The following is a 26,994-nucleotide window of genomic DNA, read 5'->3' as shown; positions in this document are numbered from 1 at the left end:
CGTTGAGCGCATCTAAAACTCGGAACTGGCCAGTACTTTATCCAGTGCGTCCAGGGTATAAGGCTTGCGCAACGCCTTCCAGCGGAACGCTAGCGCTGGAACAGCCGGCATCTCGTTGCCTGAGGCGAAGATAACGCGCAGCGCTGGCCGTAACTGAACCGCTTTTCCGGCGAGTTCGATTCCGGACATGCCTGGAATCGCGAGATCGGCGAGTAAAACGTCGAATGCCTCGTCCCCAAGCCAACGCAGCGCTTCTTCCGGCGAGCCAGTCGTAACCGGAGCGTGTCCGAGCATTTTCACCAGTTCGCTCGTAGCTTCCAGTAACGCGAGATCGTCGTCGACTAGAAGAATCCGTAGACCTCTCGTGCCAGAATTTGCTACTGACAGCGTTGGGCTTTGGCTTTCACGGGTCGCGCGAGTAGCGCCCAGCATCTGGCGGATCTTGTAGGCGAGTTGTTCCCGGCTGTATGGCTTGCTCAACAGTTCAACACCTGGATCCAGCCGTCCGCCGTGAATGACCGCGTTCTGCGTATAGCCGGAAGTAAAAAGCACTTTCAGGCGCGGCAGAAGCTGCACCGCCTGGGCGGCCATGTCGGGGCTGCGCAGGGACCCGGGCATGACGACGTCCGTAAAAAGCAGGTCAATATGGATGCCACTTCGAATCACAGCCAACGCCTGCTCTGAGCCGTCCGCCTTCAGCACACTGTAGCCAAGGTCGGACAGCGTATCGACAACGGTAGATTGCACTTTCAGATCGTCTTCCACGACGAGGATGGTCTCCGTTCCGCCCAGCAACCTGACGCTCGGTCTCGCAGGAGGCTCGATTGCCGTTTCGGTGGACCGCGGCAGGTAGATCTTGACGGTGGTGCCGTGCCCGACCTCGCTATAGATGCGGGTGTGTCCGCCGCTCTGTTTGACGAAACCATAGGCCATGCTTAAACCCAGGCCGGTTCCGGACCCCTCAGGCTTCGTCGTAAAGAATGGGTCGAATGCCCGCTCAAGCACGTCGGCCGGCATGCCACTGCCAGTGTCGGTGACGGCAACCATGACGTACTGGCCTACCGGCACATCGGGCAAGCCGGCAACGTACTGATCGTCGAGCATTGCATTGGCCAGTTCCATGGTCAGCTTACCGCCATCCGGCATCGCGTCGCGCGCGTTGATTGCCAGATTGAGGATGACGTTCTCCAGCTGATGGATGTCCACGATCGTGTTCCATAGTCCGCCAGCGACAACCGTCTCCACTTCAATGGTCTCGCCAAGTGCGCGCCGCAGCAGATCATCCATGCCCCGTATCGCGGGTGCCAGGTTAATCACAACCGGTCGCAAGGGCTGCCGGCGTCCAAAGGCGAGGAGTTGGGATGCCAGTTTCGCGCCGCGCTCTACCGCGTCGATCGCCTTGTCGAGCCGCTCGCGGGTCCATCCGTCGCCGGCATGACGGTTTTCCAGCAGTTCCAGGTTACCGCGCAATACCTGCAATACATTGTTGAAATCGTGCGCAACGCCGCCCGTCAGCTTACCGATGGCCTCCATCTTCTGCGACTGGAACAGTGCCGTCCTGGTCTCCTCTAGAACCCGGTTCGCTTCCGTCCGCTCCGTGATGTCACGGGTGATCTTCGCAAATCCAGCAAGTGCTCCATCTTCGTCGCGGATCGCGTCGATCACGACGTGCGCCCAGAAACGGCTGCCATCTTTCCGGACCCGCCATCCTTCCGCTTCAAACCGCCCGTCCCTTGCAGCAGCGTTCAGCCCGCGCTGCGGGAGGCCTGTCGCAGCGTCTTCCGGCGTGTAAAAACGCGAGAAATGCGATCCGATGATTTCCTCTGCGGTGTAGCCCTTGATGCGCCGTGCGCCGGAGTTCCAGTTTGTGACCACGCCTTCCGGCGAGAGCATGAAGATCGCGTAGTCAGTCACGCCGTTAACCAGCACGCGGAAGCGTCGCTCGCTTTCCTGCACCGCCTCGTGCGCGGCCTTTTTCTCCGTGATATCGCGCACGATATTCACATAACCGGCAAGTCGCCCGCCTTCCGTATGCAATGTGGTAGTCAAGTCGCTGGCCCAAAACGTTGACCCATTCTTGCGAACTCGCCAGCCTTCGGTGTCGTGGCGCCCTGTCCGTCGGGCACTTTCGAGGCCGACCGCAGGCGCCCTTTTCTGGCGGTCGTCCTCTGTGTACAGGATGTCCAGCATCTGGCCAATGATCTCGTCCGGCTGGTATCCGTGGATAGTTATGCCGCCGGGATTCCAAGTCAGAATCCGGCCTTCCAACGAAATCGCACAAATTGAATAGTCAGAGACAGATGCAACCCACTTGTCTGTCCAGTTCCGGATCGTATCGCCTGGTTGCCGTTTGCTCGGCATATTCGACTCCCGATTTGACTGTCTTCGAGGGTGGTGTGACTGGCCAACATATTACCTCGTCATTCGATGCGATCAGGGTGGGCGACCCGCGCGTTCTTTTCTTCGGTCGCTCGGCCGGGCAATCAAGGTCTTTTGCTGCGGCCGAAGCCGACGGCGAGTTCAGCGCGAGGGACGCTTGTGCAAGCGAGCGAAGGGAAGAAAGCGTTGACGATGCGTTGTCCGCCTGTCCTGCGAGGTCGGTTGACCGCAACGAAACGGTGACCGGTCATTCAGCGGTTTCCCGGGGATGTCTCGTCATGGCCGACGGACTGATATGACTTTCCGTGTCAATCAGGATCGGTTTTGGTTTTCCTCTGGTGGGCGCATGAATTTCCTGGAGGCGGCGTAGCAGTAAGTCTCGACGGTGGATCGCACTGATATCCGCGGGTTGGTTACCGCATTACAGAGGTCCGCCCCTTGAGCCTGCTGCTATCTAAAGCCGCAAATCGAATGATGTCCGTTGCATAGTCCAGCCGCGGGTTGCTCGCGTGCCGGGCTACGCCGCCTTCAGGAAACTCGTCGAATCTGTGTAGCAGAGCTCAGCACTACGCCGGGCGCTCGTTTCGCGTTACGGCAAGCGACATCGCGAGCTTGCTGATGTCCCAGATGAACCCCGCAAGCTCCCGTGCGATGGCGACAACAGCGATGTTCACATTCTTGCCGCGCGCGGCCAGCTTGCGATATCGGCGGCAGAGTCGAACCTGTGCGTCCCAGGCACGGTCAAGGATGCATTTGGGAATACCTTCATGTCGGCGCTGGATTTCCGGACTGACCCGTGCCGCGTATCGGTTGCTCCAGGCGGCCTCAACGAGCAGCTTTCTCGCATAGCTGTTGCCGTTCTTGGTGATGCTGCCCTGACGCCGCCGCTCACCCGAAGAATGCTCTGAGGGCGTTACGCCCAGCCATGCCATCAGCTGGCGTGGGTGCTCGAAGCGGAGAGAGGTCCCCCAATTCGGAGAGCATGCCCACGGCGGTGATGAACTGTATGCCGCGCATCGTCTGCAGACCCAGTATGGCCGGATAGAATCGCCAGCCGACGACCGGTTCGTGCAAGGTCGCCTCGAGGCGCTCACATTGCGCAAACCTGTCTTCAACCGTGCGACGGCATTCATCGAAAGCCAGTTGCTGCCAGTGGTTGACGGTGAGCGCTGGATCGCCTGCCGCCCCGGCTTCTTCCTGCCCGCGCGTGTTCTGTCACGCCTGTTCCGGCGCCGCTTCCCCGAGGCACTCCAGTCGGCTCACCACCGTGGCGACCTGCAGTTCTTCGGCGAGGATACCGGGCTCGCTGACCCCGCCATCTTTGCCCGGTGGCTTGCGCCGCTGCGGACCTGCGAATGGGTCGTCTACGCCAGGCGACCGTTCGCCGGACCGAAGGCGGTGCTCGAGTATCTCTCACGCTACACACACCGCGTTGCCATCTCCAACCAGCGCCTCGTCGCCTTCGATGAGCGCGGCGTGACGTTCCGCTGGAAGGACTACCGCGCGAAGGGACACCCCCGCTACAAGACCATGACCCTCGAAACCGGCGAATTCATACGCCGCTTCCTGCTCCATGTGTTACCCGCTGGCTTCCATCGGATCCGTCACAACGGACTGCTCGCCAACCCGGTGCGCCGCGCCAGACTCGCGAGGGTGCGCGATCTGCTGCACATCGCACCCGCGAGCAGCCCATCATCGGACCACGCCATCATCGAAACCCGGCCCGTCTTTATCTGCCGGCACTGCGGCGCACCGCCCATGCGCCGGGATCACACATGAACCCCACGACTCCTCGAACTGCCTGTCTAACGTTGGCTTTGCGGCAACCCGGCCCGCGAACGGACGTATGCGCGCGTCGCTTTGCGATGTGCTTCGCGCGCCCGTTTCATCAACCCGAATACACGCAAGTTATACGGCTACGAACGACCGAACCTGGCCAATTTCTCCCGGACCATAATCAACATTTTTCTACTGCCAATACTACGGATGATTCGCAGGGTTGCGAAAACGAGAGCGACACACTCGACCCACCGGCACCAGATGGATTCAGCTACCGATGCATAATGGGAGGCAGTCCGAGCGCCCAGAGAACTGAATGCCACGCGGACACCAACGGGACCGACTTGACTTTACAAACGACCGAGCTATCACTAACCATTACTACCCTCTGGTAAGCTGGATGCCGTCTTCCAGGGACCGCAGATCTGATTTCACCGTGCCGGTCCGCGCAGCGCAATATGTGCGCATGTCGACCGACCATCAGCAATGCTCTCCGATTTTCCAGCGCCATGCGATCGCTGAGTACGCAGCGGCCCACAATATCCGGATTGTTCGGGACTATGAGGATGCCGGTATCAGCGGGCTTACGCTCCGCGAGCGCCCTGCCCTCACCCAACTGCTCATAGACGTCGAAAATCCGGGCCGCAAGTTCGCCATCATTCTGGTCTACGACGTAAGCCGGTGGGGGCGATTTCAGGACGTTGATGAAGCGGCTTTTTACGAATACGCCTGTCGCCGCGCCGGTGTAAGGGTAATCTACGTCGCAGAGCCTTTTGAAAACGACGCCAGCCCGGCAACATGCGTCATGAAAGCGCTCAAACGCGCGATGGCCAGCGAGTTCAGCCGTGAGATTTCTCGCAAGGTTTTCCTGGGGCATTGTGTCAATGTCGAGCGTGGTTACCACTCTGGCGGGCCACCCGGGTACGGCTTGCAGCGCATATTGGTGGACGCCCAGAGTGGCATCCGTCGGCCGCTTGCACCGTATCAGTACAAAAGCCTCCAGACCGACCGCGTGGTCCTCGCTCCGGGGCCACCGCATGAAGTGGCGATTGTCAGAAAGATGTTCGAGTGGTATGTGACGCGCAAAATTACTGCCACGGACATAGCGCGTCGACTGAACGACTTCGGCATTTGCAATGGCACCGGCCGTCCGTGGTTGCCTCGAAATATTCTTCAGATTCTGCGCAACGAAAAATACATCGGCACGAACGTCTACAGCCGGACATCTTCCAAGCTGGATGCCCCATGGGAACAGTTGCCCGAGGCGGAATGGGTACGGGTAGCCGGTGCGTTCGAGCCGGTCGTTGACGCCCAGCTCTTTGCCGCCGCCCGGCTCAGGCTCGTCCGGGCCATGCAAACACCCAGCCGGGACGAAATCGTGGTGGGTCTGCGCAAGATCCTGGAGAAAGCGGGCAAACTGAACCAGGCGACATTGAAGCGCTATCGAAACGCGCCATCTGTTGAACGCGTCATGCGTGAATTCGGGAGTCTGTACGGCGCGTATGAGGAGATCGGATACTCGCCGTATCTGAATCCCGAGCGATCCCGGAACAGACACGTCGAGCGGAAGACGGAGCGCCTGCTAGTTGAAATCACGACAGAGGCGTTGCAGGAGCTGGGACACGAAGTGAAATTTGAGAAGCACACGAATGTGATGTGTCTGGACAATGCGCTCAGGCTGCAGTTTGTGGTCAGAAGCTCGTGGCTGATTCGCGGCCATTCGCCGTACTGGGTCGCACGCTGGCCAGACTGCTTTGCAATCGATTTCCTTGTGTATGTACGTATCGAGCGTGCGTCCCCCGACCCGATCGATTTTCACATTCTTCCCCGAGGCAGCATTGCGCCCGGGGCATATACCGTTGTGTACAGAAACGGCGCCTCGAGATTTGAAGAGTTTCGACATCCAGACCTTAAATTCATCGTTGAAATTTCAGATGCTGTCACTCTTGAAGTACTGAATCAGGTTCCCGACGCAGGTGCGATATGAATTCCCGCATTCAGGACGCGACCGGTATGCGCAGAAAAACAACCTCCAGATTGCCGCAATCCCAAGACGGCGCAGAAGCGGAACTACAGACAACTGGGAAAACCCGGAAACAGGTTGCACGGAAGCCGGCAGAACTCAGGTTACGCGCCGCGCTCAACGATGAGTGCAAGCGGCAACGTGATGCACTTTCGGAGATGGAAGCCGCTGCTGCCCAGATCGCGACGCTCGACAGTCTTCTCACAGAGCTACTGTCTCGTGCCGGGTTCGTCGCCGTGCTCAAGGCGGCAGGCGTCACAACGATTCCGTGCCTCACTCAACGAAGTTTGCTGGAACAACGACCTGTCAATCGTGCTATTCCAGCGGTGTCAGGGACGACATCGGGAAGGACACGTGGAGAGCATGCCAAACGCATCGGTGTACCCGATGACGGGGTTGCTCTCTTCGCCAGAAAAATGCTACCCGCCAGAACGGTCCAGGCACTCGCCCGAATGGCGCCATCAAGGCGGAGCGCAGTCATCGCTGTGATGAAGTTGGTGGACAATTTCACCGGCGATTTCGCATGTGCACTGCTGGCGGCAACGCCTGCGGGCGAAAGATCGTGCGTCGTGCAGACCCAACGATCCGACATCCTACGCATGAGGAGCTTTGCAAGGAGTGAAAAGCGGCTGATCGGATTACACGCCCGCAGCCAGGTCCTCTGCGTGAGCCATGCCGACAACCTCGTTGGTCTGGCGGTTTGCATAAGTTTCGTCCGTACCTGGATTCGCAGTCCCGACGTACTTGCCTGGTTACGCGTAGCTCATCCGCATCATCTGGCCTCGCTTGAGCGCATCGTAGGCGCGGCAGATGCAGCGAGAGAGCCAGGGCGGCCAATGAAGCTACCTTTCTCGCCCGGCAGGCAGTCTGTGGCAGGAAAGCGGACTATGAAGGCTCCTCAGGGAGCGGCCGGATAGAATTGCGCGTCCTAGTATCGCACGGCCGGTCTGAACAGCTTACGCCCTGGATTTTGGGGTACATTGACGTCTCGCGACTCCCGCGCAATGCTGACGGCATTTACGGCGAGCCTCCCCTGAAATGTGAAACGTGAATGCCAGACTTCTCGAACCTTGATGATGAGGCGCGCGCCGAACTGCTCAGCTATCTGCTGGTCGCGCAACTGGTTGGTCACTCACGGACCGGTGAATGGCTGCGTACCAGCCATCTGGTCGAGTCGACCCGAATCTGGCTAGCATCAAACGGCGGGGCCTGTGACTGGCTCGAGCAGATCGATCTGGCCGACGCTTCGATCGATCTGGCGTCGGAGTTTTTGACGCTGCCCGGCTTCGCTGAATCAACGGAGCTCGCCAGATTATTCACAGACGGATGGCGACTGGATTACCGGTCCAAGATCGTGCGGAATATCCATGATAGATGTGCTGCGCACCTGCACAGGATCAAACGCAATTAGATTGGCAACTGGCCGATCTTTAGCTGGTATGTGAATCAACCATTTCGTCGAGAGCACGATGCCGACCAATGAACACAGATTCTCTTTCGAGGAGTTGCTGATCGCCCTGTTACGCGCGCAAGGCATCCATGAGGGCCACTGGACACTTAACGTCGAGTTCGCCGCGACCGGAACATCGGTCAGAAGTCAGGCCGGTTCGACCAAATCGGTTCCGGGTCTCCTTATCTCTGTTGCCGGCGCGACGCTTGTCAGAGCGAACAGTGCCGCGGAAGGCGCCGTCGAAGCGGCCGTCGTGAACCCACTTCCGTCCGCGTCACCAGCCAGGACCAGGCGAACGAAAAAGGCGTCGACGCGGACTATTCAATAAGATCGTTTATGCCAGTACTGCGGTAGATATAACGTCGATGGTGCGCAGAACCGGAATCCCCCCACAGCGTATCCCGGAGAAACGAACAAGCAGACGCTCGTCAATGACGTGTCCGTGCGGACTCTCCTTGTTCAACGCGAACAGACGGTAATGGCTTGAACAAGGCGTCCTGTTCAGCGGGATTCTGAAAAAACGCTTCGAGATTCGCGTGTTCGTCGTCCGCGACCTGTTGAAGACAAAGATTATTGTTCGCGCGCATGCTTGCCGGCGCACAAGCGACAGCAGTGAGGAACAATGCAATCGCCGCTACCGGAATGGCGATGCCCACGGTCCATCGCACGCCATTCCCCGAGCTCCACGACCCTCGCTGCAGACTTCGCAGGGTAGTCGTACTTTGTGTTGAGGCCTCTCTCATTGATCCTTCTAATTAATTAGCAAGACAATCATTTGGAGCAAAAAAAACATCACGAAAGCGCCTTCCTGATGCCGTGCATGCTCGAGACAGCTGACTCGAACAGTTCCGGCCCAACTTTCGCCCGCAGTGTTCTCGCGATCTCTGCACTGGCATCGTTGATGGGCCGGTCTAGCGCCTTTCCTGTACGGGTTGGGTAGACGCACCATTCCCTGCCATCCGATTCAGCCTGGCGTCTTTCGACCCATCGCTTTTCAGCGAGATTATCAATAAGGCGTGTGGCGGTGGGACGAGCAATGCCTAATGTGTCTGCAACCTGGCTACTCAGGCATCCAGGCGATGCAAGCACTACACGCAGCACAAATCCCTGCGCTGGTGTCAGCCCGAATGGTGCGTACACAGCGGCCCATTCGCGCTCAGCGAGGCGCGCGAGTGCCGAAGAATTGAAGTAGAGGCAATGATCGAACATAGATACATTAAATCGCAATATGGTTAGAAGGCAACTAAAATTTGATTTACTATCGCGGGCAAGTAGGACTTGCGATTTGACCTTGGCCAAATGGCCACTTTCGGGAGCGATACTGTTCGGCCACTTCTGTCCGCGGACTGCCAGTCGTGGCCGACTAAGCTATACCCCAGTCGGCGATCTATGCTGCCTGCAGCATCCACCACCTGGTTACCCGCTCCGGGGAGGTTTGCTCCTAACCGATAAGCAAAGCAACACAGCGCCTACTGTCACCAGTTCGTCCCGGTCGTCAGATGAGAGTTTCTCCCACTCGCGAGCGGCCCAGTCTGCAAGCGCGCCGCAGGTACCGCGCAGTGTCTGGGTAAGCGACAAGCCTGCAGCGATCCTGTCCTCGAATAGTTGAGTGACTTCCCACTCGGTCATGGTTCTCTCCCTTGGTCAGGTTAACCATAAACGAGGAGCGAACGCCCGTGTACCTGCCAGACCAGATAGGCTGCCAGCTCCTGTATCATCCCGCCCGCTTCCCGTTGGAAGCCTCCGACTGCGCACTCTTCGCCACAAAGCATCCGCGTATGGTTGAGAAGAAGGCGCGCGCGCCTGAACGCCCATCGTCGCCCCCCCTGCGACCCTTCGGCTTTCTCCGCAATGGACGGCAGCCTCGAATTAAAAAGATGCCTCATGGCAAATTTGTAATGTCCGTGTCCGTTTCGTGTTAACTACTGCCTGATATCCTCGATGCGGTCTCCGCAATTGCTTCACGACACGGATAGATCCATAGACCGACCAGCGTCGTGTTTCCTCGCATGAGCCTGAGTTTCTTCAAACAGTGGTTAAAAACCCCTGCAACTGTAGGTGCGGTGGCCCCTTCGTCGCGCTGTCTTGCCGACGCCATGGCGGACGGTGTCGAGTCGTTCGAGGCTATCGTCGAGGTGGGCGCCGGCACCGGCGTCGTGACGGAATCTCTCGTGCGCCGGCACCCATCAGCACGGCTGATCGTATTCGAGCTCGGAGATCAATTGGCCACCGAACTGGGAGAGCGGTTTCCTCACGCGCAAGTGGTCGGCGGGGAGTTTCATAAGAACGTTGCGGTCCTGCAAGACCTGCCAGCGAAGACGATTATTGTCTCCGGACTGCCGTTTCGTTCGCTTTCGTCTGGTGTCGTCGAACCAACGGTTGCGGCCTTCGCCGAACTCCTTTACGCGGACCGGGCTCGACGTCTAGTGCAGTTCACGTATCAACCGCGCGTCCCGTTCGTCGCCCCTATAGGCTTGCGTTGGCAGCGCATCAAAACCGTGTGGTTGAATGCGCCGCCGGCGAACGTCTGGCATCTCAGCAGCAAGACCAACTGGTGAACTAGCGCTACGCGATGTGCAAAGAACTGGCGCGTTTCGTTGATAGACCTATAACAGTATTGCAGTCCGAAGACGACGTCCTGCCTGCTTGCCGACCCCGAAGTCGGCAATTCATCCCTGGATGGTTTACGAATACAGCCTGATGAATCCATGCTTTGTCAGTCGAATCTCGATTTGCCAACTATCGGAGGCGATCATGAAGTACGAGTACGGCGGCGGGGTCATCGACGCAACCCCGGAATTTTCGCTTGGACAGTTCTTTGCACATGCGCGGATCATCCAAGCATCGCCTGACGATGATGCGGATACTGAAATGCACATCGAGCGCAATCTTGCCTGGTTCGAAAGCGAAGACGAGGCGACCGAGGTTGGGCGCCAATGGGCGATTGACTGGATCGATTCGCGCGACGATAACCTCGCCAGCACGGAGGTTGATTCATCGACACGGCAGGACGATATTCCGGCGAATGCTCCGGCGAGCTGAAAGTGCGGATACATGATCCTGATGCCGGACGACCAGCGCTGTAGCCATTCCGCAACATTTGCGTCAGCTATGACACACGCCGGCTCCACGGCAGACGCGACAACGCGGCCTCTCGCAGATATCCAGACGAGATACCCGATTGCTTGAGAAACACAGATGTGTAGGATGGAACCGACGTCAACGCCCCTTGCGCGACGTGTGTGTTTGGCCCGTAGCAATGTCTGCGGCTTTTTTTATGCATCCGGAATCGCTCCGTCATTTACGCGAGCCATCCGGCGCCGCTGACTTCGACGGCACGAACGGCTAGCGCAGACCTACCGAAGGGAAAACGGTGACCTCGGCCGTCGCCGACCGTCGATATGGGCTTTTTGCGTATTCAATGGCAACCTGCATGCGGCGCTCTCGGATGCGAAATAGCCAAGAATGCCAAATGTTTCGCGTTGCCCATTCCGGTGAGTGACTATCGCTGTTGCTGCGTAGCTCGGAATGGAAGCCGGAGCGAGGGGCATGATCGTCGATGCCTGGTATTCCACGGGATCAGCGTGCATAGCATGTCGCTCCTTGTCGTCGTCCGGCGAGCCAGCTATGGCGCCTCAATTATTTCATCGTCGGACAGTTGTGCGACGATCTAAAGGTGCAGGAGGTGAATGGCGGCAGGGGGCCGTCTGTGCGACCGCAGCTAGCCCGCCCGAAGGGTTCTCCGCACTAAACCTGCAATCGTCGGCGGCGCTTTGCGGTCGATTCTAGCGAATCATTGTTTTCCGGATCGCAGGTCAGATTTGTCGACGATTTAGCCCGCAGTCCCGACGTCCGTGGGTGGCCGAACAGCGACCGATGGTTGATCGCCATTTGGCAACGCCTAGCTTCAAATTCAAGTCTGCTCCGCCATCTCACGCGCATCATCCGCCTCGACGCCAAGAGATGCCGTCGAGGTAAAGGGGAGACGTTGCAGAGCGTTCAATCGACGCAGCGCTCGCTTCAATCATGCTCGATGCCAAGCAGCCGCGCGTCCAGCCGCCGTGCCAGCGCCGCGCCGCCTTCGCGCATCACTGCGTCGTGATTCCATTGAAAAACGGGCCGCAACAACGGTGCCAATGCATTCATCCACGCGCGGTTCGTATGCGCCCACCAGTCATAGCGAACCACGGTAAGGTTGCGTCCGTCGGTCGAAAAGCTCCACCGACCGGCGCCGTCGACATCGCCACTGGCTTCCCCCTCCAGCGCGACCAACGGGTCGACGCGCGTCACCCGCATATCGAACACGAGGCGATAGGGCAACCAGCCTTTCCATGTATAGCGTTGTACGAGGCCCACGCCCTGATCGGAACCCGCCTCTAGCTGGTCTACGCGCTCGACGTTAGACCACCACTCGGGCCAGCGCGCCGAATCCTGGATTGCCGCCCAAACTTCCTGCACTGGCGCATCGATGCGCCAAATGGTGGTAAAGCGGTATTCGACCGTCCGCAAACTGCCTCCATTCTTAGTATTCTTCTGGAGAGTTTGTCAGATGCTCGCTGCACTTGCCATGACCGGCGAAACACTACCGCGTTGCCACCCCTCGATATCGCGTCGAGTCATCTGCGACAAAACGCAAGGCAGCTAGAGGCAATCGACCAGTGCATGGGAGCCGGCGGCCGAGACCTTCACCTCAGCCAACCCCGGCCGACTGCTGCCTGACGCGAGCGCCTCATGTCGACCCACTTCAGCCAGTCGTTTACTCACGCCCGTGCGGCTCATCTCGGAGTGCAACGGACATCGGCGGATCGCTGCTCGTGACCTCGGCCTTCGCAGATTTCTAGACGTCTTAATTCAACGTCAGCTGTGGGCGAGTCGCCCATGGTGTCGGGTGAAGAAGCGAGACGGGCGCGTGCCGCCCTGCAAACCGACATTTCTCCGAAAAATCCTCTATGGAACTGCCTGCGAACGCCCGTAACACCAAAACGCAACGTAACCACAGAGCAACCATGACCTCAGTCACGAGGGCTCCATCACGCCCGCGTTACACTATATGCGCTCGCCCACATCGTTAGCTCGCCCACATCGTTATTACGATTTAGGAGTTCAGACATGCCGATTCGCCCGGTTCTGAAACCTTCTTCCCATCGTCGAGTTCCAGATGCTGCTCGGCAAAGTAACTTGCCGATATTCGCAACCGCGCTTGTAGTTTTTTTATTGATAACAGTGCTGTTCGAGCTTTTTACTTTCCATGTGAGTGGCTTACATTTTTGGTCACTGTTCGATTCACGAGACCGCAGTATCACGATGCACCAGTGGTCTGAACTTGGTGGTAGCTACCAGACATTAGGGACTTTGTACTCCGCACTAACTCTTGTCGCCGTTGTCGTAGCTCTATCCGTTCAAAGCCGACAACTGGATCATTCGATGTATGAGTTGCATAAATCGTTTGAATCCGAAAAACTGGGGCGCTACCTATCGATGCTTGATAATGCATATTTTGGGCGTCCGTTCGCAGGGACCGAGACGTTCCGAAGTGTTAATGATGTACGCAAATGGATGCGAGATTCTTGTAAAGACGAAAATGGCTTTTTTGTCAAAACAAAGTATGAAGCGCTCTTGACATCTACCACCGACGGAACGTCGCCAGCGCATGATTACGCGAACCAGATCGGGCTAGAGTTGCAACGTCTAGGTTTTCAAATAATGTACGGAGCGGTACCATTGGCTCCCGTATTAGCGGTGAATGCACCGGTCATCCTGGAAGACTGGTCTTATTGCAACCGGCATGTTGAGTACGTGAACCGAAAAGAAAAAATCTGGATCAAAGACGGGGATAACGAATACAAAGTTGCCTTTGGACGTCGACATGGTGAGTGGCTTAGCTTGATGGCAATGACGTATATGCAGCAACGTCTTTCAGGCGAGCTCTGCGACTCGTTGTTGTCCCGTTTCGAGAACGTCGAAAGCGCTGAGTCTAAAGCAAAGCAAATTCTTGCTAGCGAAAGGAGCATGATGGCTGTAGGTGAGTTGGCAGAGGATCTTTGACTTCTTCGGCGAGGTGTCGCGCCACGTGAGAGTGTCACGGAACTCTTCGCCCTACCCGTGCTCGCGGAGACCACTAATACTACAAGGAGGAAAACCAACTGTTCGTCGTCGCTCGCTCGGGACACGGCGCGGGGTCGCAACGTTAACCGCCCTCGTACAAGTCCAAGTAACGGGCAAACACCCGGCATCCTCAGCTAGTCCAACGCAGAAAAATGAGATCGTCTTCGCCGACCGCGGCCGCTGCTAGCGCCTCGTTTCGGCCCAGCCTGCTGGGCGCATTGGACCGGCTCTAAATAGCGCACAAAGTGCGCTTGCTAATAAGAAGGTCGTCGGTAGGCGACAAGTCTAGTGGAATCGAGTCAAATTGTTTGCGGTCGAGCTTGCTAACACCCAACGGTCGCCACCTTTCACTTTAAAAGTAGTGATCGGCGTGGACTTACGTAACATACAACGACGAAATTCGTCTGGTGATTGAAAAGGCTTGCGCGGGACGCTAGCAGGAGTCAAAGTTACTTAGGCGACCACTACGCTGCATTCTTCTTCATGGAGTGGGGTGCACATGCAGATCTCACCATATCTCGGCCACAACTGCTACTGCGATACGCGTGCACCTTCAAGACATTGTTAGCCTGGGAGGAACGTAACTGTCGTGCGCAAAAAATATTAAGAGGAATCTTAGTATGAGAACCGAAAATAAAAATTTTATCTGTCATTTCGTTGATCACGGAATGATTGAGAAACAGGCAATTTCCGACTATTTAGAAGACACGTTTCAACGGACCATTCCCGACATATCCGAAGGCCAAGCGGCGGTGTTAGTGACCTGTCAGCGCGCCGAACTATACTGTTTTGGGGAGCTAAACCGCGAGCTAGCAGCGGAAATACTCGGTCCATTGATGGACAATGCACACACGATACGTGGAACTACCAAAGTCCTTAGACGGCTATCAGAGATCGCAGCCGGTGCACATTCTTGGCTGCTCGGAGAAGAATACATTGAACATCAAGTTCAACGAGCATTTTCGCACACAAAAGAAAACACACAATTGCGATGGCTCGGTAACAAAGCCATTCAAATCGCGAAGAAAGTAAAAGTTCAGCACGAATTTAGATCAATACGCGATTACCCGGAAATAGCACTAGACATTGCGGAGGACGCAACAAAACGCTGGTCTGTGGACGAGAACGCTCTCTTCATTATTGGCGGCGGAATGTTAGGTCGTGCTCTTGTCAATGCAGCGCTCCAGAGGAACTGGAACGAGATCACTCTGATTACGCGCACCCCAAAAAAGCTAAGAAGGCTGCTATCCAACAAGTGCATAATCTCTAAATTAAGCGATCTGCCAACAGTGAACCCTGGCTGCGGATTCTGCATCGTAATAGCTTCCTTGGACCTCGACGATGATTACAAGCAGAGGATCGCCGAGCTTGCCTCAAGCGTCAATTGCTTTGGAATCATTGACCTCTCCGCCCGTAGAACCTTCAGCGCGCCGCCTTCGGATCTCTATATCCACATGTACGGAAAAAGATTTAGTGACATTGTCACCAAAAACAATTTCGAACTGGGAATAAAACTACCGGAACTATTGGGGGCTATCAGCGATATGGCCGAGCGTTCCATTCAAGGTATTTTTCCGGAGGAGGACTTTAAATTCAAAGCCGCCGAAGAACCCCCACTTGGGTTTAACCGGTGAAAACTGCATTGACACCGTCATAAGCCGAAAAAAATGTTCCTTTCGGATGAGAGTTACACCAGCAGCCGGACAAAATCATGAATCCCGAAATCAATGACAAGAAAATTGACGACATACATACGCGGATTTTCGATCCCAAAAAGCTCCTTGACGTCTCAATCGTCGATGCTGTCTTCGAAGAATTCCGAAACGTGGTGCCCAATATTTTCGGAAGCAATCTTGCCTTCGGATTCGTGTTTGGCGGCTTCGCAAAAGGCTATGCTGTGAGCAACCAAGATGCCGACTTTTACATTTGCAACCGAAAAGAAGAGCGTAATCAAGTCGACAATTTCAGATTTTGGTATTTCGACGTACATGAGCGCTACGGACTGTGGCCCGATATCGAAGTTCCCGGGTCGATATCAACGCTAAGTCATCTGCGAGAAAAAATCGAGTTTGCCAAAAATCTTCCGTTGCGGCCCATAATCGAAACACATTATGAAGCGCAATCTATCATTTGGTGCGATATCATGTCTGGTCCAAAGGCTGCAAAAATAGGCGACTTAACCCTTCTAAACGAAATTGAAACCTCCTGTGAGTTGCTTCCTCAGAAATGGAGGCGCGAAGCACTATCGCTTATCGGCGAAAACGTAGATTTGGAAACCACGAAACTCCCTATTACTCGTCTTTTCAGGAAGGCAGTAAAGTATATGGAGCAGGGAGACAGAGATGCTCGCCCAGAGAATCTAGGGCCGCCGTCGTGATTATAATCCATGTAGAAAACTGAGGAAACGCGTTATGAGTAACAAGACGAATATCGCCCCGCCCAAGAAACATGAGCGCATTAAAGAGCTTTTGGCGAGACTGGATGAACTAGAGCATGCCCGTTCCGGGCTCGAAGCATACGCCCAAATTTCTAATACCTTAAATGAAATCGAAGACGCATATTTCGGTGATTTTTGGGACTTGCCGCGAACTTTCTTGGACGGAACAATCAGTGACAGGCTCTACACTTCACAAGCCGAATGTTTTCGCGTTGATCCTCAATATCCCGGGGTCGTCAATATGGTGCACACAAACGAATATATTCTAATCAGTCGATATGGAGCCATAGAAATACAAAAGGATACCGGGGAACGAAAAATTCCGTTTTGCTACAGAAAAGATGCGATTATTTATCAGAAGCCAGATGCTTGGGGAGACGGTGTGTGGCACAGCAAGAATGGCGACGTCCTCTCAGACGAGCCTCGAAATAAGTAATCGCTCGACTAAATCACGATTACCGTATTGAGAGCAGCGATGCGGCAAAAGGACAATAGCTGAATCAACACGGAACGTTCCGGGCGCAAAGATATAAGTGGTCGGGGTCTCGGCAAACCTCTCCTAGCAGAAACGATGATTTCGTCAAATGGAATGAGGCAAACGGGCTGTAGCCTAGAAGAGACGATTTCGGGTTCAGGAAAGTGCCGATGATCATAGCCGGTATCATTCCACGGCATGTAACAAACGATTATGACGACGCAAGCGGCGCGATTGCCGCGCCAATTTCCGGTGCCGAACGCAGAAGCGACGTTCGAACGTCCGCAAAAAACTTGGCCAACGACTGTTGATGGCCGGAAGTCCATCGGAAGCCGATGCGCAGCACGCTCGACTCGACTGACGAACTTCCGCAGACGACCCAACTCGGCCGCTGGGCCCACGAAGCTGCAACGGCCGCTCTCGACGCAAAACCCGACGTTTAATAGCTTTGCGATTCGACCGTGCGCCGAGAGAGACGAACGTCCGATCCACCTACGCGGACTGCGCGCTTTCAGCGCAAGGAGGTCCCACTACTGGGGCGCAAGCGATCCGAACCAGTAGGAGGCGGTAACACCACCATCCATCAGAAAGTCGCTGCCAGTAATGAAGCCGCCATCGGGTCCCATCAGCAGTGCCGCCACGTTGGCAACTTCGTCCGGCGTACCGGCCCGCTTTGCCGCGCAGCCGTCGATAACCGGCGCCGCGCGGACCATGCAGTTCGTCTTTTGCCAGCGGTGTGATGATGATGCATGGGCTTATGGTATTGACGCGTGCGCCGCGTTCACCCCAACGGACAGCTTCGAACATGACGCGCAAGGCGTTACCTCGCTTGGATAACTGGTAGGCCTGCAACGGATCCTTCACCTGATCGGGTTGGAGCATCGGCAACTTCAGCAGGTCCTCGACGGGCGTCGTCGCGAGCGCTTTGTTCTGGTCCGACGTCAGGGGTGGCAGTCGATGGCCAGACTGCGACGCAATGACGACTGCCGAGCCACCTTCTGCAATCACTTTGCCGAATTCTTCGAGAACCAGCGCAGTGCCGTACAGATCGACTTTCAGGATCGTGTCCGGCGAAGCCTGCGATGGTGAAACGCCGGCCGCATGGATAAGGCCTTGGACTCTTCCCAACGACATCGCTTTAGCAACCAGAGCTTCGACCGACACGCGCGACGAAACGTCAACGACTGCCGTCGTGACCTCGAAGCCCGCTTCGCTGAGCGTCCTAGCGGCTGCATCGGCATTCTCCTGACGCAGGTCCGCGAGCAGCAAATGCCTTCCCGCGCCCACCCGACGCGCGATGGCCTGCCCGATTGATCCCGGGCCGATAACAACGACAACTTTCTGCATGACTTCCTTCCGTGTGTTCCGGTTCACTGATGCCACGCCAATTCTTTGGCAAAGCATAGAGTTCAAGCCCGGTCGCAACCTTCGCGATAAGAGGATCGGTTACTTGCCGACGCGCGCCTGCAGGTGTGCCGGGTAGCGCTCGCCTTGCACCATAACGTCCGCGAGCCGGGCATCAATGTCGCTCAGGTTGCCAGCCGTCAGTTCGATAGCAGCAGCGCCGACGTTTTCTTCCAGTCGATGCAGCTTCGTCGTACCGGGAATCGGCGCGATCCACGGCTTTTGCGCGAGCAGCCACGCGAGCGCAACTTGCGCCGGCGTCGCGTTCAGACTCGCGGCAAGCTGCTTGAGGACGTCGACCAGGGCTTGATTCGCGTTGCGGTTCTCTTCAGAGAAGCGCGGCACGACATTGCGGAAGTCGGATTTGTCGAAGCCGGTGTTTGCGCCGATAGCGCCAGTCAGAAAGCCTTTGCCGAGCGGGCTGAACGGCACGAAGCCGATGCCAAGCTCTTCGAGCAGCGGCAGGATCTCTCTCTCTGGCTCGCGCCACCACAACGAATATTCGCTTTGCAGCGCCGCGACCGGTTGCACAGCATGGGCACGGCGGATCGATTGGGTGCCTGCTTCCGACATGCCGAAATGCCGAAATGCTTGACCTTGCCCTCGTGAATCAGGTCTTTGACTGCGCCAGCGACATCTTCCATCGGCACGTCGGGATCGACCCGGTGTTGGTAAAGGAGGTCAATGCGATCCGTACGCAGCCGTTTGAGAGCGGCCTCCGTCACCGCACGGATATTGTCCGGCTTGCTGTTTACGCCTTTCTGAACGTCGCCGCCCTCGAAACCGAACTTCGTCGCGATTACAACCTGATCGCGGAACGGCGCAAGCGCCTCGCCCACCAGTTCTTCATTCGCGCCTTGCGCATATGCCTCGGCTGTATCGAAAAACGTGACGCCTTGCTCGAAGGCGGACCGGATCAGCCTGATCGCGTCGGCCTTTTCTGTTGCGGGCCCATAACCGTAGCTCAGCCCCATGCAACCAAGGCCCATTGCCGAGACTTCCAGCCCGCTCTTTCCAAGAATGCGTTGCTTCATCATCTAGCTCCTCAACCGTCCACGGTCACGCCGGCCCGATACTCCTCGTTCGTGACCTGTTCCATCCAGTCGACGGGGCTGCCGTTCACCTTTTCAGCGATGGCGATATGCGTCATCGCTGTGGTGGCGGTCGCGCCGTGCCAGTGCTTCTCTCCGGGGGCGATCCAGACAATGTCGCCCGGCTTGATCTCCTTAACCAGTCCGCCTTCTCTCTGCACCCAGCCGAGACCTGCCGTCACGATCAGCGTCTGACCGAGCGGATGTGTATGCCACGCAGTCCGCGCGCCTGGTTCGAATGTCACGGTTGCGCCGCCGATCCGGGCGGGCTCGACCCCAGTGAACGGCGCGTCGATCCTGACCGTCCCGGTGAAATATTCAGCCGGTCCCGTCGCAGATTGCTGCGAGCCGCATCTGATGATTTGCATGAATGCTCCTTGCGATATTTGCCGTGAATTTCTAATGTAGCAGCGCGTCCCACTGCGATTAAGAGCTAAAATCCGCATGAAGTTAGAAGGGGAGCTTATAAATGGCGCGTTCCGATTTATCCGATATCACGGCGTTCCTCTCCGTTGCTCGCGAGGGCAGTTTCACGAAGGCTGCCGCAAAGCTCGGCGTTTCCCAATCTGCGCTGAGTCAGACGGTGCGGAATCTCGAAGCACGTCTGGGACTGCGGCTTCTCGCACGAACCACACGCAAGGTTTCGCCGACCGAAGCCGGCGAACGTCTGATCCAGTCGGTCGGCCCCCGGCTCGATGAGATCGAGGCCGAGTTAAGCGCGCTCACCGCTTTGCGCGATAAGCCGGCGGGCACGGTGCGCATTGCCGCCGGGGAGCACGCGGCTGAATTGCTGCTGTGGCCTGTAATTCAACGGCTCCTTCCGACTATCCTGACATCACGATCGAGATCGTCATCGATAACGGACTGACGGATATCGTCGAGCAACGGGTGGATGCAGGCGTGCGGCTCGGAGAGCAAATAGCAAAGGACATGGTCGCGGTTCGCATTGGTCCTGAGGTGCGCATGGCTGTTGTGAGCACGCCCGCTTACTTCGCCATGCATCCGAAGCCGAAGACGCCCGAAGACCTGACGGCACATAACTGCATTAACATCCGGCTGCCAACGGCCGGTGGCATTTACGCGTGGGAGTTTAAAAAAGGAACACGTGAGCTCAACGTCCGCGTAGAAGGACAACTTGTCTTCAATACGGCGACGATGGCCGTAAAGGCCGCGCTTGCTGGCATCGGCCTCGCCTTCGTTCCCGAAGAACGGGTATTGACGCAACTTGCGAGCGGCGAGTTGTTGCGGGTGCTGTCCGACTGGTGTCCGTCGTTCTCTGGCTTCCATCTGTACTATCCCAGCCGCTGCCAGCCGACTCCGGCGTTCGTCGTCGTTGCTAATGCGTTGCGTCACGCGAAGTAGGCTTCCCAGGATCGAATAAGAGAATGACGCATTTGCCTGGAGTCGCCCTCAGGCGACCGCTTTTGGAGTCGAGCCGCCTCCCGGATGTCGAACAGATGAGGTGAGCCAATGACGGCTCATGGCCGCATCCGGAAATACGAGATCTCTTTGTCACCGCGATACCTAGGGGATAGCTGAATTTCCGAAGCCGACCCTGAGCCGCCGTTCGAATTCAAGCTACCGCAACGGCCGGTCCGGAGGCATAGCTGCCCTTGACCCGGCGTCGCACAGTGCTCCAGGTTTCCTCTTTATGCTAGACAGCCCACGATTTGCCGCAAGAGGTCTTCGGTTCTAGTGGTGGTTATCCGCCAAGAAGCGCCCACACGCAATTCCAAAACTCGAACACGGAGGAACGAACGATGACGAAGTACCTTATCTCCTTCCCCAGATCGGCAATGGACATCTCCGACGAAGACATGGCTGCGGTCGGCGAAGCGGCACACACGGTCATATGCGAGGCGAAGGATGCCGGCGTCTATGTCTTCGGCGGTGCCATCAATGAGGACGTCGCGCCGCTATTGGTCGCCGCCGACGGCACCGTCACGAACGAGACCTACCCGCAGACCAAGAAATTCGACGGCGGCTTCTGTGTCTTGGAACTCTCGTCGCGCGAAGCCGCTGTCCAATGGGCCGCGAAGATCGCCAAACCTTGCCGCTGCTCGCAGGAACTTCGCGAGTTCGGGTACGATCCCGAGAGCTGACCCGCGCGGCTGGTTGTCGACGAGTTGTCCGGCAAGAGCTGGGTGGGTCATCAGGTGATAGCGGCCGAGCGCGCAAAACTCCTTGCCGAGCGTCAGGCGTCCGTGCGCACGATCTCGGCCGGTTGATCGGCTGTCACCTGGAATTCACGCCATGCACCGCCGTCCGTCCGGAGGAACGACGACTTCCTGCTCACCCTCGCCTGCCCGTACGTCTCCTCGTTCGTGAGATTCGCCCGGTCGATCTCGTAGACAAACACGAAGTCCCGGCCGCTGGTCTCCTTGAGGAGCGTCTCCCAGTCGTCGAACAGCTTGTGCGCGGTGAACAGGGAACCCGCCTGATCGACGCCGGCGCACACGAAGAACGTGGCCGGCGCCTTGAAGCCGGTGGAATCGGTGAAACGCGCGAGGATGGCATAGTCGGTGTGCTCCGCACTCCACTGGAGCACCGTCCGGCCTTCGGCGCCCGTGCTCGGCCGCTTCATTTGCACGGCGTTGTCCGTGAAGCGAGGCAGGATCGGATCGCTCATATGCGCTTCGCAGATCCACTTGGTGAGGAGATTCGACATGGGACTACCGAACGAAACCATGCACGCCATTTCCTCCACTTTCGACTTCAGCGGCTCCAGTCGCTTGAGGTGGACCACGTCGATATCGACCTGAACGCCGAGCGTGATGTCGATCGACTTCGCCTTTTGCGTGATGGACGAAAACGCCTTGACGTCCGCCGTGCCGAGCACCGAGGCGAACGCATTGCGAAACGACCCCCAGCCGGGCGTGTTCGCATGCTCCAGCGCCCGGTTGGACAGCTTGAGATTGCCGTCTCCGCCGGGCTGGGTGGCGGGGAGCACGAAGGCTATCGACGATGCGAGTTCGAGACCGAAGAAACGCTCCTTCGCCGAACGCTTCTCCCGGTCTTCCATGAACAGAAGACCGACGATCAGCACGGCGACGACGGTAGCGACCACGCCTTGCAGCAGTGACGACACCGTGCCGGTTGCAAGGGACACCGTCCAGCCGAGGATGGTCGAACCCGGCGGCAGGTCGAAGCGTTCCGGCTTCCACGGCCATAACGCGGGAACGATCTTCTGGCAAAAGAACAGGATGGCAAAAAACTGGGGAATCTTCCAGATGTCCGCGCCGTCTTTTACCCTCGTGACAAGTCGACCCACCCGCACGGCCATGATGTTTTGCGCTCGATGATTTTTCTGCTCGCCATGTTACCTGAGCGAACGTGTCGACGACGCGTCTTCGCGGCCGCGCTTCGCCCGTAAACTGCGGACATCCGGCCGTCACGAGGCCAGACGGCATTTTGATTCGGGATTGGGGAGGAACGACTGGGGACTCGAAGACACGTGGGTGCCGAACATACCGCGCTGCTACGCACGAGCGGTAAGATCATCTACCGCTTCCATGCACGAGACCTGCATCTTGTGCGCAGTCGGTCTACGAATTGCATTCGACCAACGAAACTTGATGCAATGAGACTACGTTGGGTCTCAGCGAACGAATGACCGTTTGCCGACGCAAGTTGACATCTGAGTGTCCGAGCGACGGTACCGGCAAATGACGCCTCCTGGCCGATAGCACCAGTTCAATGAACGAGCCGCAATGAGGATACTGGAATTCTCAATGGCAGCTTTCCGGCGTTGGTACGAACGCGTACTGCCGGCCATGAACCACCATTCGCCCGCAATGTCGCTCAGCCACTCAGGTGTCGGTTCTACCAGGAAGCGGTCATTCAATTCGCAACGTCGAACATTGCATCATCGGCCATTGCCGACATTGGGGCGGGCTGGTTCTACGTCAGCAATGTGGCGGATTGCTGACGGCGGCGGCATCGAGCAGCCGGCGGCAGCTTCCTGCATCAGCGAATTCACACTCCCGACCCGCTACGGTCATCCGGTTTGCTCCAAAGCGGCCGCTCATATGGCAAAAGTGCGACCATTGACCAGTCTACTAGACCCGACGCTGGAATTCAGCACGTAACAACGCGAACTGTAGGAGATCGTGATAGGTGCCACGCCAGTACCCAGCCTGACGCTGGAACCCTTCACGGAGAAAACCCAGCGTCTCCAGCGTGTCTATAGATGGTGCGTTTTGAGGGTGAACCTGGGCTTCGATGCGGTTTATCTGCATCGTATCGAAACCGTGATCGATCGCGGCAGAAAGCGCTTCGTGCATATATCCATTGCCACGCGCAAACGGAGCCAATTCATAGCCGACGACGCAGCTTCGCCAACTTCGATTCCATCGGAAAAGACCGCATGTACCGAGGAAAAGGCCATCCGAAATCCTCTCGATGGCCCAGCGGACGCCAGAGCCACTGCGCCGCCAATCGGCGAATACCTGAATCAGCTTATCGGCCTCCCCTATATCGGTCATTGGATCAGTACCGTACCAGTGCATGCCTTCAGCATCGCCATGGACAGCAAACAACGACGGTGCGTCGCCGGGCAAAAGCTCCCGCAATAATAGCCGCGAAGTTGTCAGTGTCGGAAACGTGGTCATTAGAGTTTGATTGTGATCCGGGAGCTAATGATCGCATGCCATAAATCAGCGACTGTGCCGTGTTGGGCTCTCCCGCCGAACGGGCTCGTTTCGTTTGATGGCGTGCGACCGATTGCGGACGTCGTGCCGATCGTCAACGATCCAGGCGCCACTTTCGATTGACCGAAACTGGCCGGACCGAGCCAGTCACCACCCGGCTGAGTTCGGCCCGTAAGGTTGCGGTTGAGGTGCCGCAGATGCCGGCAGAGATTGTAGAAATGCAGTTGGCGCATGAGGTGCGTGATAGTCTGGCAAAGGCGTACAACCGAACTCAATGGCTCAATGAACGTCGGGATCTAATGCAGCGATGGGCCGACTATCTGGGCACACCGCGAGCCGCCCCCCGCTTTTGATGGGCGCGATCCCAAGGTGGCTTGCTAGGGCGTTCGTCATCATGCGTGCATCTTTCGTCGACTACAAGAGGCCATCGTGCGCAAAATTGTTGCGGAGAGCTTTTCTGCGTTCATTAACGAAACCGAGGTATTCGATCTTGTCGCTGATCTCGTGCTGTTCCGAGGCCAAGCAATCGAAGGCGGCCTTTTACCTGGGATCGCCCGAACCAACCCCAAGGCAGATACGACGGCAAAGGAGAAACTGGCACTAGCCCAACTCGGACTTATGGGAGCCTCATTTGCAGACCTGAATCGGGCGACGCAGCTTGACCTGCTAGTCGTCGCTCAACATTTTGGCTTGAGGACGAGACTGCTCGACTGGACTAGCAACCCATTGGCGGCCCTTTGGTTTGCTTGTGCAGATTCGAAGCACGGCGATACTTACGTCTACGCCTTAGTCGCTGACAAACTCCAGAAGACAGGACTGTATGATGTAAAAGATCCTTTCTTGGTACCGGTCACGCGGGCGTTTCAGCCTCGCTTGAACAACCCGAGGATTGTGGCTCAACACGGATGGTTCACTCTTCACAGATTTTCGTCGAGTGTGGGCGCCTTCGTTCCGCTAGACGTCAATCGGAAGACGAGAGCCGAACTGACAGAGATTCGAATCCCTGCCGAAAAACGGGAAGATATTTTGCGCTCGCTTGATCGCCATGGCATCAACCGACGAACCTTATTTCCCGATGTTGAGGGGTTGTGTCGGTTTATCAACTGGAAGTTGGATTTGAATTGATCACCCCAAGGGCCGCTTGCCGCCGATCGACGACGGGCAGTGAGCGGGCATCTACGGCCATTGGCTCGCGCTGTCGCACGAACATTCGAACGGCGGCTCCGCCAGACAACGGACCGTCGTGTGCGGATCATGCCTGTCGCGTAGTCGGCCTTTACTGACGGTCGCGGTTCGCGGGCAAAGGCCAACCAGCACCGCGACGTGGATGTCCGCTTCCCGAAGGGCGAAGGAATCACCGTAACCCTTACCGGCCTTTCGGCTGGAAAGAGATCAGGCGTTCGTCAGTATCGGTTAGGCAGACGTATCACCGCATCTGTCGGCAAGCAGTTCTACTGTGCTGCGGAAGCGAGCGTGGTGTGGCCACTGCTGGCCGCGCCTGGTGTGGTGTGCGGCAGCGCGCTGCCGGGTGACGGCCACTCATCCACGTCTGCCAGCAGCCGCCCAAAACAAAAAGCCACGGGGCTTGAACTGCACCCCAAATCGTTGGACGGGTGTCCAACTTTTGGGGTGCAGTTCAAGCCCCGTGGCAATTCACCAGCGGAGAAACCAGGCCCGCCAGGATGATCTTCCCGCTATTCGACGTTCCAGTAGAACGCCGCCTGCGCGCTGCCTTTGCTGGCAATGCTGACGGTCTTCGTCTGATCGCGGTCCTTGTAGGTCGCGTGCACCGTATAGCGGCCGGGACGCAGCTTGACCAGCATGAAAGGGCCGAGCGAATCGGCTTGCAGCACCTCGTTGTTATGTGCGTCTACGATCCGGACGTGGACATCAGCGAGAAAGTCCGATCTCGGTCCGATAAACTGCATTGACAGCGGCCAGTGGCTTCGCGCGCGTTCCAGCGCCGTCGATTCGTCCTGGCCGACGCCGCCCGACACGTAGGACACGTCGCCCTGTTGCTGGATCCGCGGCAAGCCTGCGACGTTTGCGTTACCGGCGCGACTGGTGTCAGTGACAGTGCCGCCAACCGCGTCCGTGGCCTGCGCCTCAACCGGGCTGCCGGCAAGCCAGAACGCTAACGCCGCCACGAGGGCCGCAGCGAGAGCCATACGCTTGTTGCCTGGTGCTTTCATAGCATCCTCCTTTCATGTGAACATCTGGATTGCGTTGAAAATTGCTGGTACGCCCCAGTCCGGGTTGACAGACGGGACGGCGCCTGCCTCTTGCAAGTCTGTTGTTTACCTCTGAGCCGCCACACCCATGCCGTGTGCCTCACGATCAGCTCTCCGGAGGCGGCGAACCCGGCGGCGGTGGAGGCACATTACCGCCAGCGGCCGGCGCGCTCATCAGGCGGCCGGAGAGCGGAACGCGATCGCCGGCCGCGTACATGCATTGCACATATGCGGAGTCGTAGCGGCGCTGCACCTCATCCGCGGAAGTCTGCCCAGCGCCAGCGCCTAGCACGCTACCCGCCAGCAAGCCGGCACCCGCGCCCACGGCGGCGCCACGGCCACCATTGAACGCAGCGCCCGCAGCCGCACCGAGTGCCGTACCTAGCGCGGCGCTGCCCGCCCCGCTGGCGGTTGCCACCCGGTTTGCCAAGACGCCGCCCACCTGTCCAGATGCAAATTGCCTGCATGAGCCGTCGTCGATGCGGAACTGGTCGAAGGTCTTGCCGGTGCCCGGCAGTGCCATTACGCTGGGAACCGTCGGCGCGATCGTGCAGGCGCTCACGCAGGTCAGCGAGGCGAGTAGGACGAACGCAGAACGTTTCATTTCATATTCCCCCAGTCGTCAATTGGATGATGCTGGCTGGGCCGGCGCTTCACGCCACCCGCCAGGGCATTCCTTCGCATATGGGTAGTAAGCTTTCGACGCGTCGCAGTAGTACCAGGACCCGTCCGGTTGCGCGGGTCCGGCTGACGCCGGCCCTTGTTCGACGTAGTTGTCCGGGGCGGCGGGCACGGCGACGACAGGTGGGTAGTAATACGGAACCGGGGCCACCGGATAGTAGTACGGGTATGCCGGCCCGACCAGGACACGGACGCGATCGGCATGCGCTGCGCCGCTCGCACAACCAGCGGCAACAGCTAACAGCATGATGAGAGTTTTCAGCCATTTCATAATGTTCTCCTAAGAAAAT

Annotated in this window: 22 protein-coding genes and 5 pseudogenes; 14 read left to right on the top strand and 13 right to left on the bottom strand. The window is 57.5% G+C overall.

Annotated features, from left to right (window positions below):
- Nucleotides 1-12: 12 nt before the first annotated feature.
- On the bottom strand, nucleotides 13-2,361 hold the full coding sequence (locus PQR53_RS33250) for a PAS domain S-box protein (RefSeq protein WP_408463883.1): 2,349 nt from the start codon (nucleotides 2,359-2,361) through the stop codon (nucleotides 13-15).
- A 584-nt stretch (nucleotides 2,362-2,945) separates the two neighbouring features.
- Nucleotides 2,946-3,531: pseudogene (locus PQR53_RS33245) on the bottom strand (transposase); the annotation flags it as partial.
- 6 nt (nucleotides 3,532-3,537) lie between these two features.
- Between PQR53_RS33245 and PQR53_RS33240 the strand changes: the two are divergent.
- From PQR53_RS33240 to PQR53_RS33220, 5 genes and pseudogenes are all read left to right on the top strand, one after another.
- Nucleotides 3,538-4,158, top strand: a pseudogene (locus PQR53_RS33240) (IS91 family transposase); the annotation flags it as partial.
- A gap of 400 nt (nucleotides 4,159-4,558) precedes the next feature.
- A complete protein-coding gene (locus tag PQR53_RS33235; protein WP_408463880.1) occupies nucleotides 4,559-6,145 on the top strand; it encodes a recombinase family protein in 1,587 nt (528 codons plus the stop codon).
- Nucleotides 6,142-7,098, top strand: a complete 957-nt coding sequence (locus PQR53_RS33230) for a hypothetical protein (RefSeq protein WP_408463877.1) — start codon at nucleotides 6,142-6,144, stop codon at nucleotides 7,096-7,098. The genes PQR53_RS33235 and PQR53_RS33230 overlap by 4 nt, the downstream gene beginning before the upstream one ends.
- A gap of 134 nt (nucleotides 7,099-7,232) precedes the next feature.
- Nucleotides 7,233-7,592 carry a hypothetical protein gene (locus PQR53_RS33225; protein WP_408463874.1) on the top strand — a complete coding sequence of 120 codons (360 nt, stop codon included), beginning with the start codon at nucleotides 7,233-7,235 and terminating at the stop codon, nucleotides 7,590-7,592.
- A 58-nt stretch (nucleotides 7,593-7,650) separates the two neighbouring features.
- The gene (locus PQR53_RS33220) at nucleotides 7,651-7,959 is read left to right on the top strand and encodes a hypothetical protein (protein WP_408463871.1); all 309 of its coding nucleotides are present in this window, start codon (nucleotides 7,651-7,653) and stop codon (nucleotides 7,957-7,959) included.
- Between the two features lie 100 nt (nucleotides 7,960-8,059).
- On the opposite strand, the gene PQR53_RS33215 is transcribed toward PQR53_RS33220, so the two are convergent.
- On the bottom strand, nucleotides 8,060-8,287 hold the full coding sequence (locus PQR53_RS33215) for a hypothetical protein (RefSeq protein ID WP_408463869.1): 228 nt from the start codon (nucleotides 8,285-8,287) through the stop codon (nucleotides 8,060-8,062).
- Nucleotides 8,288-8,423: 136 nt separating this feature from the next.
- The gene (locus PQR53_RS33210; RefSeq protein WP_408463964.1) at nucleotides 8,424-8,840 is read right to left on the bottom strand and encodes a MarR family winged helix-turn-helix transcriptional regulator; all 417 of its coding nucleotides are present in this window, start codon (nucleotides 8,838-8,840) and stop codon (nucleotides 8,424-8,426) included.
- Nucleotides 8,841-9,640: 800 nt separating this feature from the next.
- Here PQR53_RS33210 and PQR53_RS33205 point away from each other — a divergent pair.
- Nucleotides 9,641-10,189 (top strand): class I SAM-dependent methyltransferase, encoded by a 549-nt coding sequence (locus PQR53_RS33205; protein WP_408463866.1) that lies wholly within the window; start codon nucleotides 9,641-9,643, stop codon nucleotides 10,187-10,189.
- Nucleotides 10,190-10,310: 121 nt separating this feature from the next.
- Complete coding sequence (locus tag PQR53_RS33200; RefSeq protein WP_408463863.1) at nucleotides 10,311-10,673, top strand: hypothetical protein; 363 nt, start codon at nucleotides 10,311-10,313, stop codon at nucleotides 10,671-10,673.
- A gap of 978 nt (nucleotides 10,674-11,651) precedes the next feature.
- Here PQR53_RS33200 and PQR53_RS33195 read toward each other — a convergent pair.
- Complete coding sequence (locus PQR53_RS33195) at nucleotides 11,652-12,140, bottom strand: SRPBCC family protein (RefSeq protein WP_408463861.1); 489 nt, start codon at nucleotides 12,138-12,140, stop codon at nucleotides 11,652-11,654.
- Between the two features lie 600 nt (nucleotides 12,141-12,740).
- Between PQR53_RS33195 and PQR53_RS33190 the strand changes: the two genes are divergently transcribed.
- The 4 genes from PQR53_RS33190 to PQR53_RS33175 all read left to right on the top strand — a co-directional run bounded on the left by PQR53_RS33190 (nucleotide 12,741) and on the right by PQR53_RS33175 (nucleotide 16,609).
- Entirely contained in the window at nucleotides 12,741-13,676 is a 936-nt protein-coding gene (locus tag PQR53_RS33190; protein ID WP_408463858.1) for a hypothetical protein, read from the top strand.
- A gap of 680 nt (nucleotides 13,677-14,356) precedes the next feature.
- Nucleotides 14,357-15,370 carry a Rossmann-fold NAD(P)-binding domain-containing protein gene (locus PQR53_RS33185; protein ID WP_408463855.1) on the top strand — a complete coding sequence of 338 codons (1,014 nt, stop codon included), beginning with the start codon at nucleotides 14,357-14,359 and terminating at the stop codon, nucleotides 15,368-15,370.
- Nucleotides 15,371-15,447: 77 nt separating this feature from the next.
- A complete protein-coding gene (locus PQR53_RS33180) occupies nucleotides 15,448-16,113 on the top strand; it encodes a hypothetical protein (RefSeq protein WP_408463852.1) in 666 nt (221 codons plus the stop codon).
- A gap of 34 nt (nucleotides 16,114-16,147) precedes the next feature.
- On the top strand, nucleotides 16,148-16,609 hold the full coding sequence (locus tag PQR53_RS33175) for a hypothetical protein (RefSeq protein ID WP_408463849.1): 462 nt from the start codon (nucleotides 16,148-16,150) through the stop codon (nucleotides 16,607-16,609).
- Between the two features lie 569 nt (nucleotides 16,610-17,178).
- Here the strand turns inward: PQR53_RS33175 and PQR53_RS33170 are convergent.
- The 3 genes and pseudogenes from PQR53_RS33170 to PQR53_RS33160 form a co-directional block, all read right to left on the bottom strand.
- Nucleotides 17,179-17,995 (bottom strand): annotated as a pseudogene (locus PQR53_RS33170) (SDR family oxidoreductase).
- A 99-nt stretch (nucleotides 17,996-18,094) separates the two neighbouring features.
- Nucleotides 18,095-19,086 (bottom strand): annotated as a pseudogene (locus PQR53_RS33165) (aldo/keto reductase).
- An 11-nt stretch (nucleotides 19,087-19,097) separates the two neighbouring features.
- Nucleotides 19,098-19,511 carry a (R)-mandelonitrile lyase gene (locus PQR53_RS33160; protein WP_408463846.1) on the bottom strand — a complete coding sequence of 138 codons (414 nt, stop codon included), beginning with the start codon at nucleotides 19,509-19,511 and terminating at the stop codon, nucleotides 19,098-19,100.
- Between the two features lie 101 nt (nucleotides 19,512-19,612).
- On the opposite strand from PQR53_RS33160, the pseudogene PQR53_RS33155 reads away from it, so the two are divergent.
- Together PQR53_RS33155 and PQR53_RS33150 are read left to right on the top strand one after the other, a co-directional pair.
- Nucleotides 19,613-20,505 (top strand): annotated as a pseudogene (locus tag PQR53_RS33155) (LysR family transcriptional regulator).
- 398 nt (nucleotides 20,506-20,903) lie between these two features.
- Nucleotides 20,904-21,245 (top strand): YciI family protein, encoded by a 342-nt coding sequence (locus PQR53_RS33150; protein ID WP_408463843.1) that lies wholly within the window; start codon nucleotides 20,904-20,906, stop codon nucleotides 21,243-21,245.
- Nucleotides 21,246-21,337: 92 nt separating this feature from the next.
- Here PQR53_RS33150 and PQR53_RS33145 read toward each other — a convergent pair whose 3' ends face one another.
- Together PQR53_RS33145 and PQR53_RS33140 are read right to left on the bottom strand one after the other, a co-directional pair.
- Nucleotides 21,338-22,426, bottom strand: a complete 1,089-nt coding sequence (locus PQR53_RS33145; RefSeq protein WP_408463840.1) for a hypothetical protein — start codon at nucleotides 22,424-22,426, stop codon at nucleotides 21,338-21,340.
- A gap of 775 nt (nucleotides 22,427-23,201) precedes the next feature.
- Nucleotides 23,202-23,753 carry a GNAT family N-acetyltransferase gene (locus tag PQR53_RS33140; protein ID WP_408463837.1) on the bottom strand — a complete coding sequence of 184 codons (552 nt, stop codon included), beginning with the start codon at nucleotides 23,751-23,753 and terminating at the stop codon, nucleotides 23,202-23,204.
- Nucleotides 23,754-24,221: 468 nt separating this feature from the next.
- Between PQR53_RS33140 and PQR53_RS33135 the strand changes: the two genes are divergently transcribed.
- A complete protein-coding gene (locus PQR53_RS33135; RefSeq protein WP_408463835.1) occupies nucleotides 24,222-24,917 on the top strand; it encodes an FRG domain-containing protein in 696 nt (231 codons plus the stop codon).
- Between the two features lie 569 nt (nucleotides 24,918-25,486).
- Here PQR53_RS33135 and PQR53_RS33130 read toward each other — a convergent pair.
- The 3 genes from PQR53_RS33130 to PQR53_RS33120 all read right to left on the bottom strand — a co-directional run bounded on the left by PQR53_RS33130 (nucleotide 25,487) and on the right by PQR53_RS33120 (nucleotide 26,975).
- Nucleotides 25,487-25,984 (bottom strand): carboxypeptidase regulatory-like domain-containing protein, encoded by a 498-nt coding sequence (locus PQR53_RS33130; RefSeq protein ID WP_408463833.1) that lies wholly within the window; start codon nucleotides 25,982-25,984, stop codon nucleotides 25,487-25,489.
- A 145-nt stretch (nucleotides 25,985-26,129) separates the two neighbouring features.
- The gene (locus tag PQR53_RS33125; protein ID WP_408463830.1) at nucleotides 26,130-26,627 is read right to left on the bottom strand and encodes a hypothetical protein; all 498 of its coding nucleotides are present in this window, start codon (nucleotides 26,625-26,627) and stop codon (nucleotides 26,130-26,132) included.
- Between the two features lie 18 nt (nucleotides 26,628-26,645).
- The gene (locus PQR53_RS33120; RefSeq protein ID WP_408463827.1) at nucleotides 26,646-26,975 is read right to left on the bottom strand and encodes a hypothetical protein; all 330 of its coding nucleotides are present in this window, start codon (nucleotides 26,973-26,975) and stop codon (nucleotides 26,646-26,648) included.
- Between the last annotated feature and the right edge of the window lie 19 nt (nucleotides 26,976-26,994).

Source organism: Paraburkholderia fungorum (assembly GCF_046027605.1).
Lineage (GTDB): Bacteria > Pseudomonadota > Gammaproteobacteria > Burkholderiales > Burkholderiaceae > Paraburkholderia > Paraburkholderia fungorum_F.
Note: the sequence above shows the minus strand (reverse complement) of the source record. Positions and strands in the feature narration are given on the sequence as shown.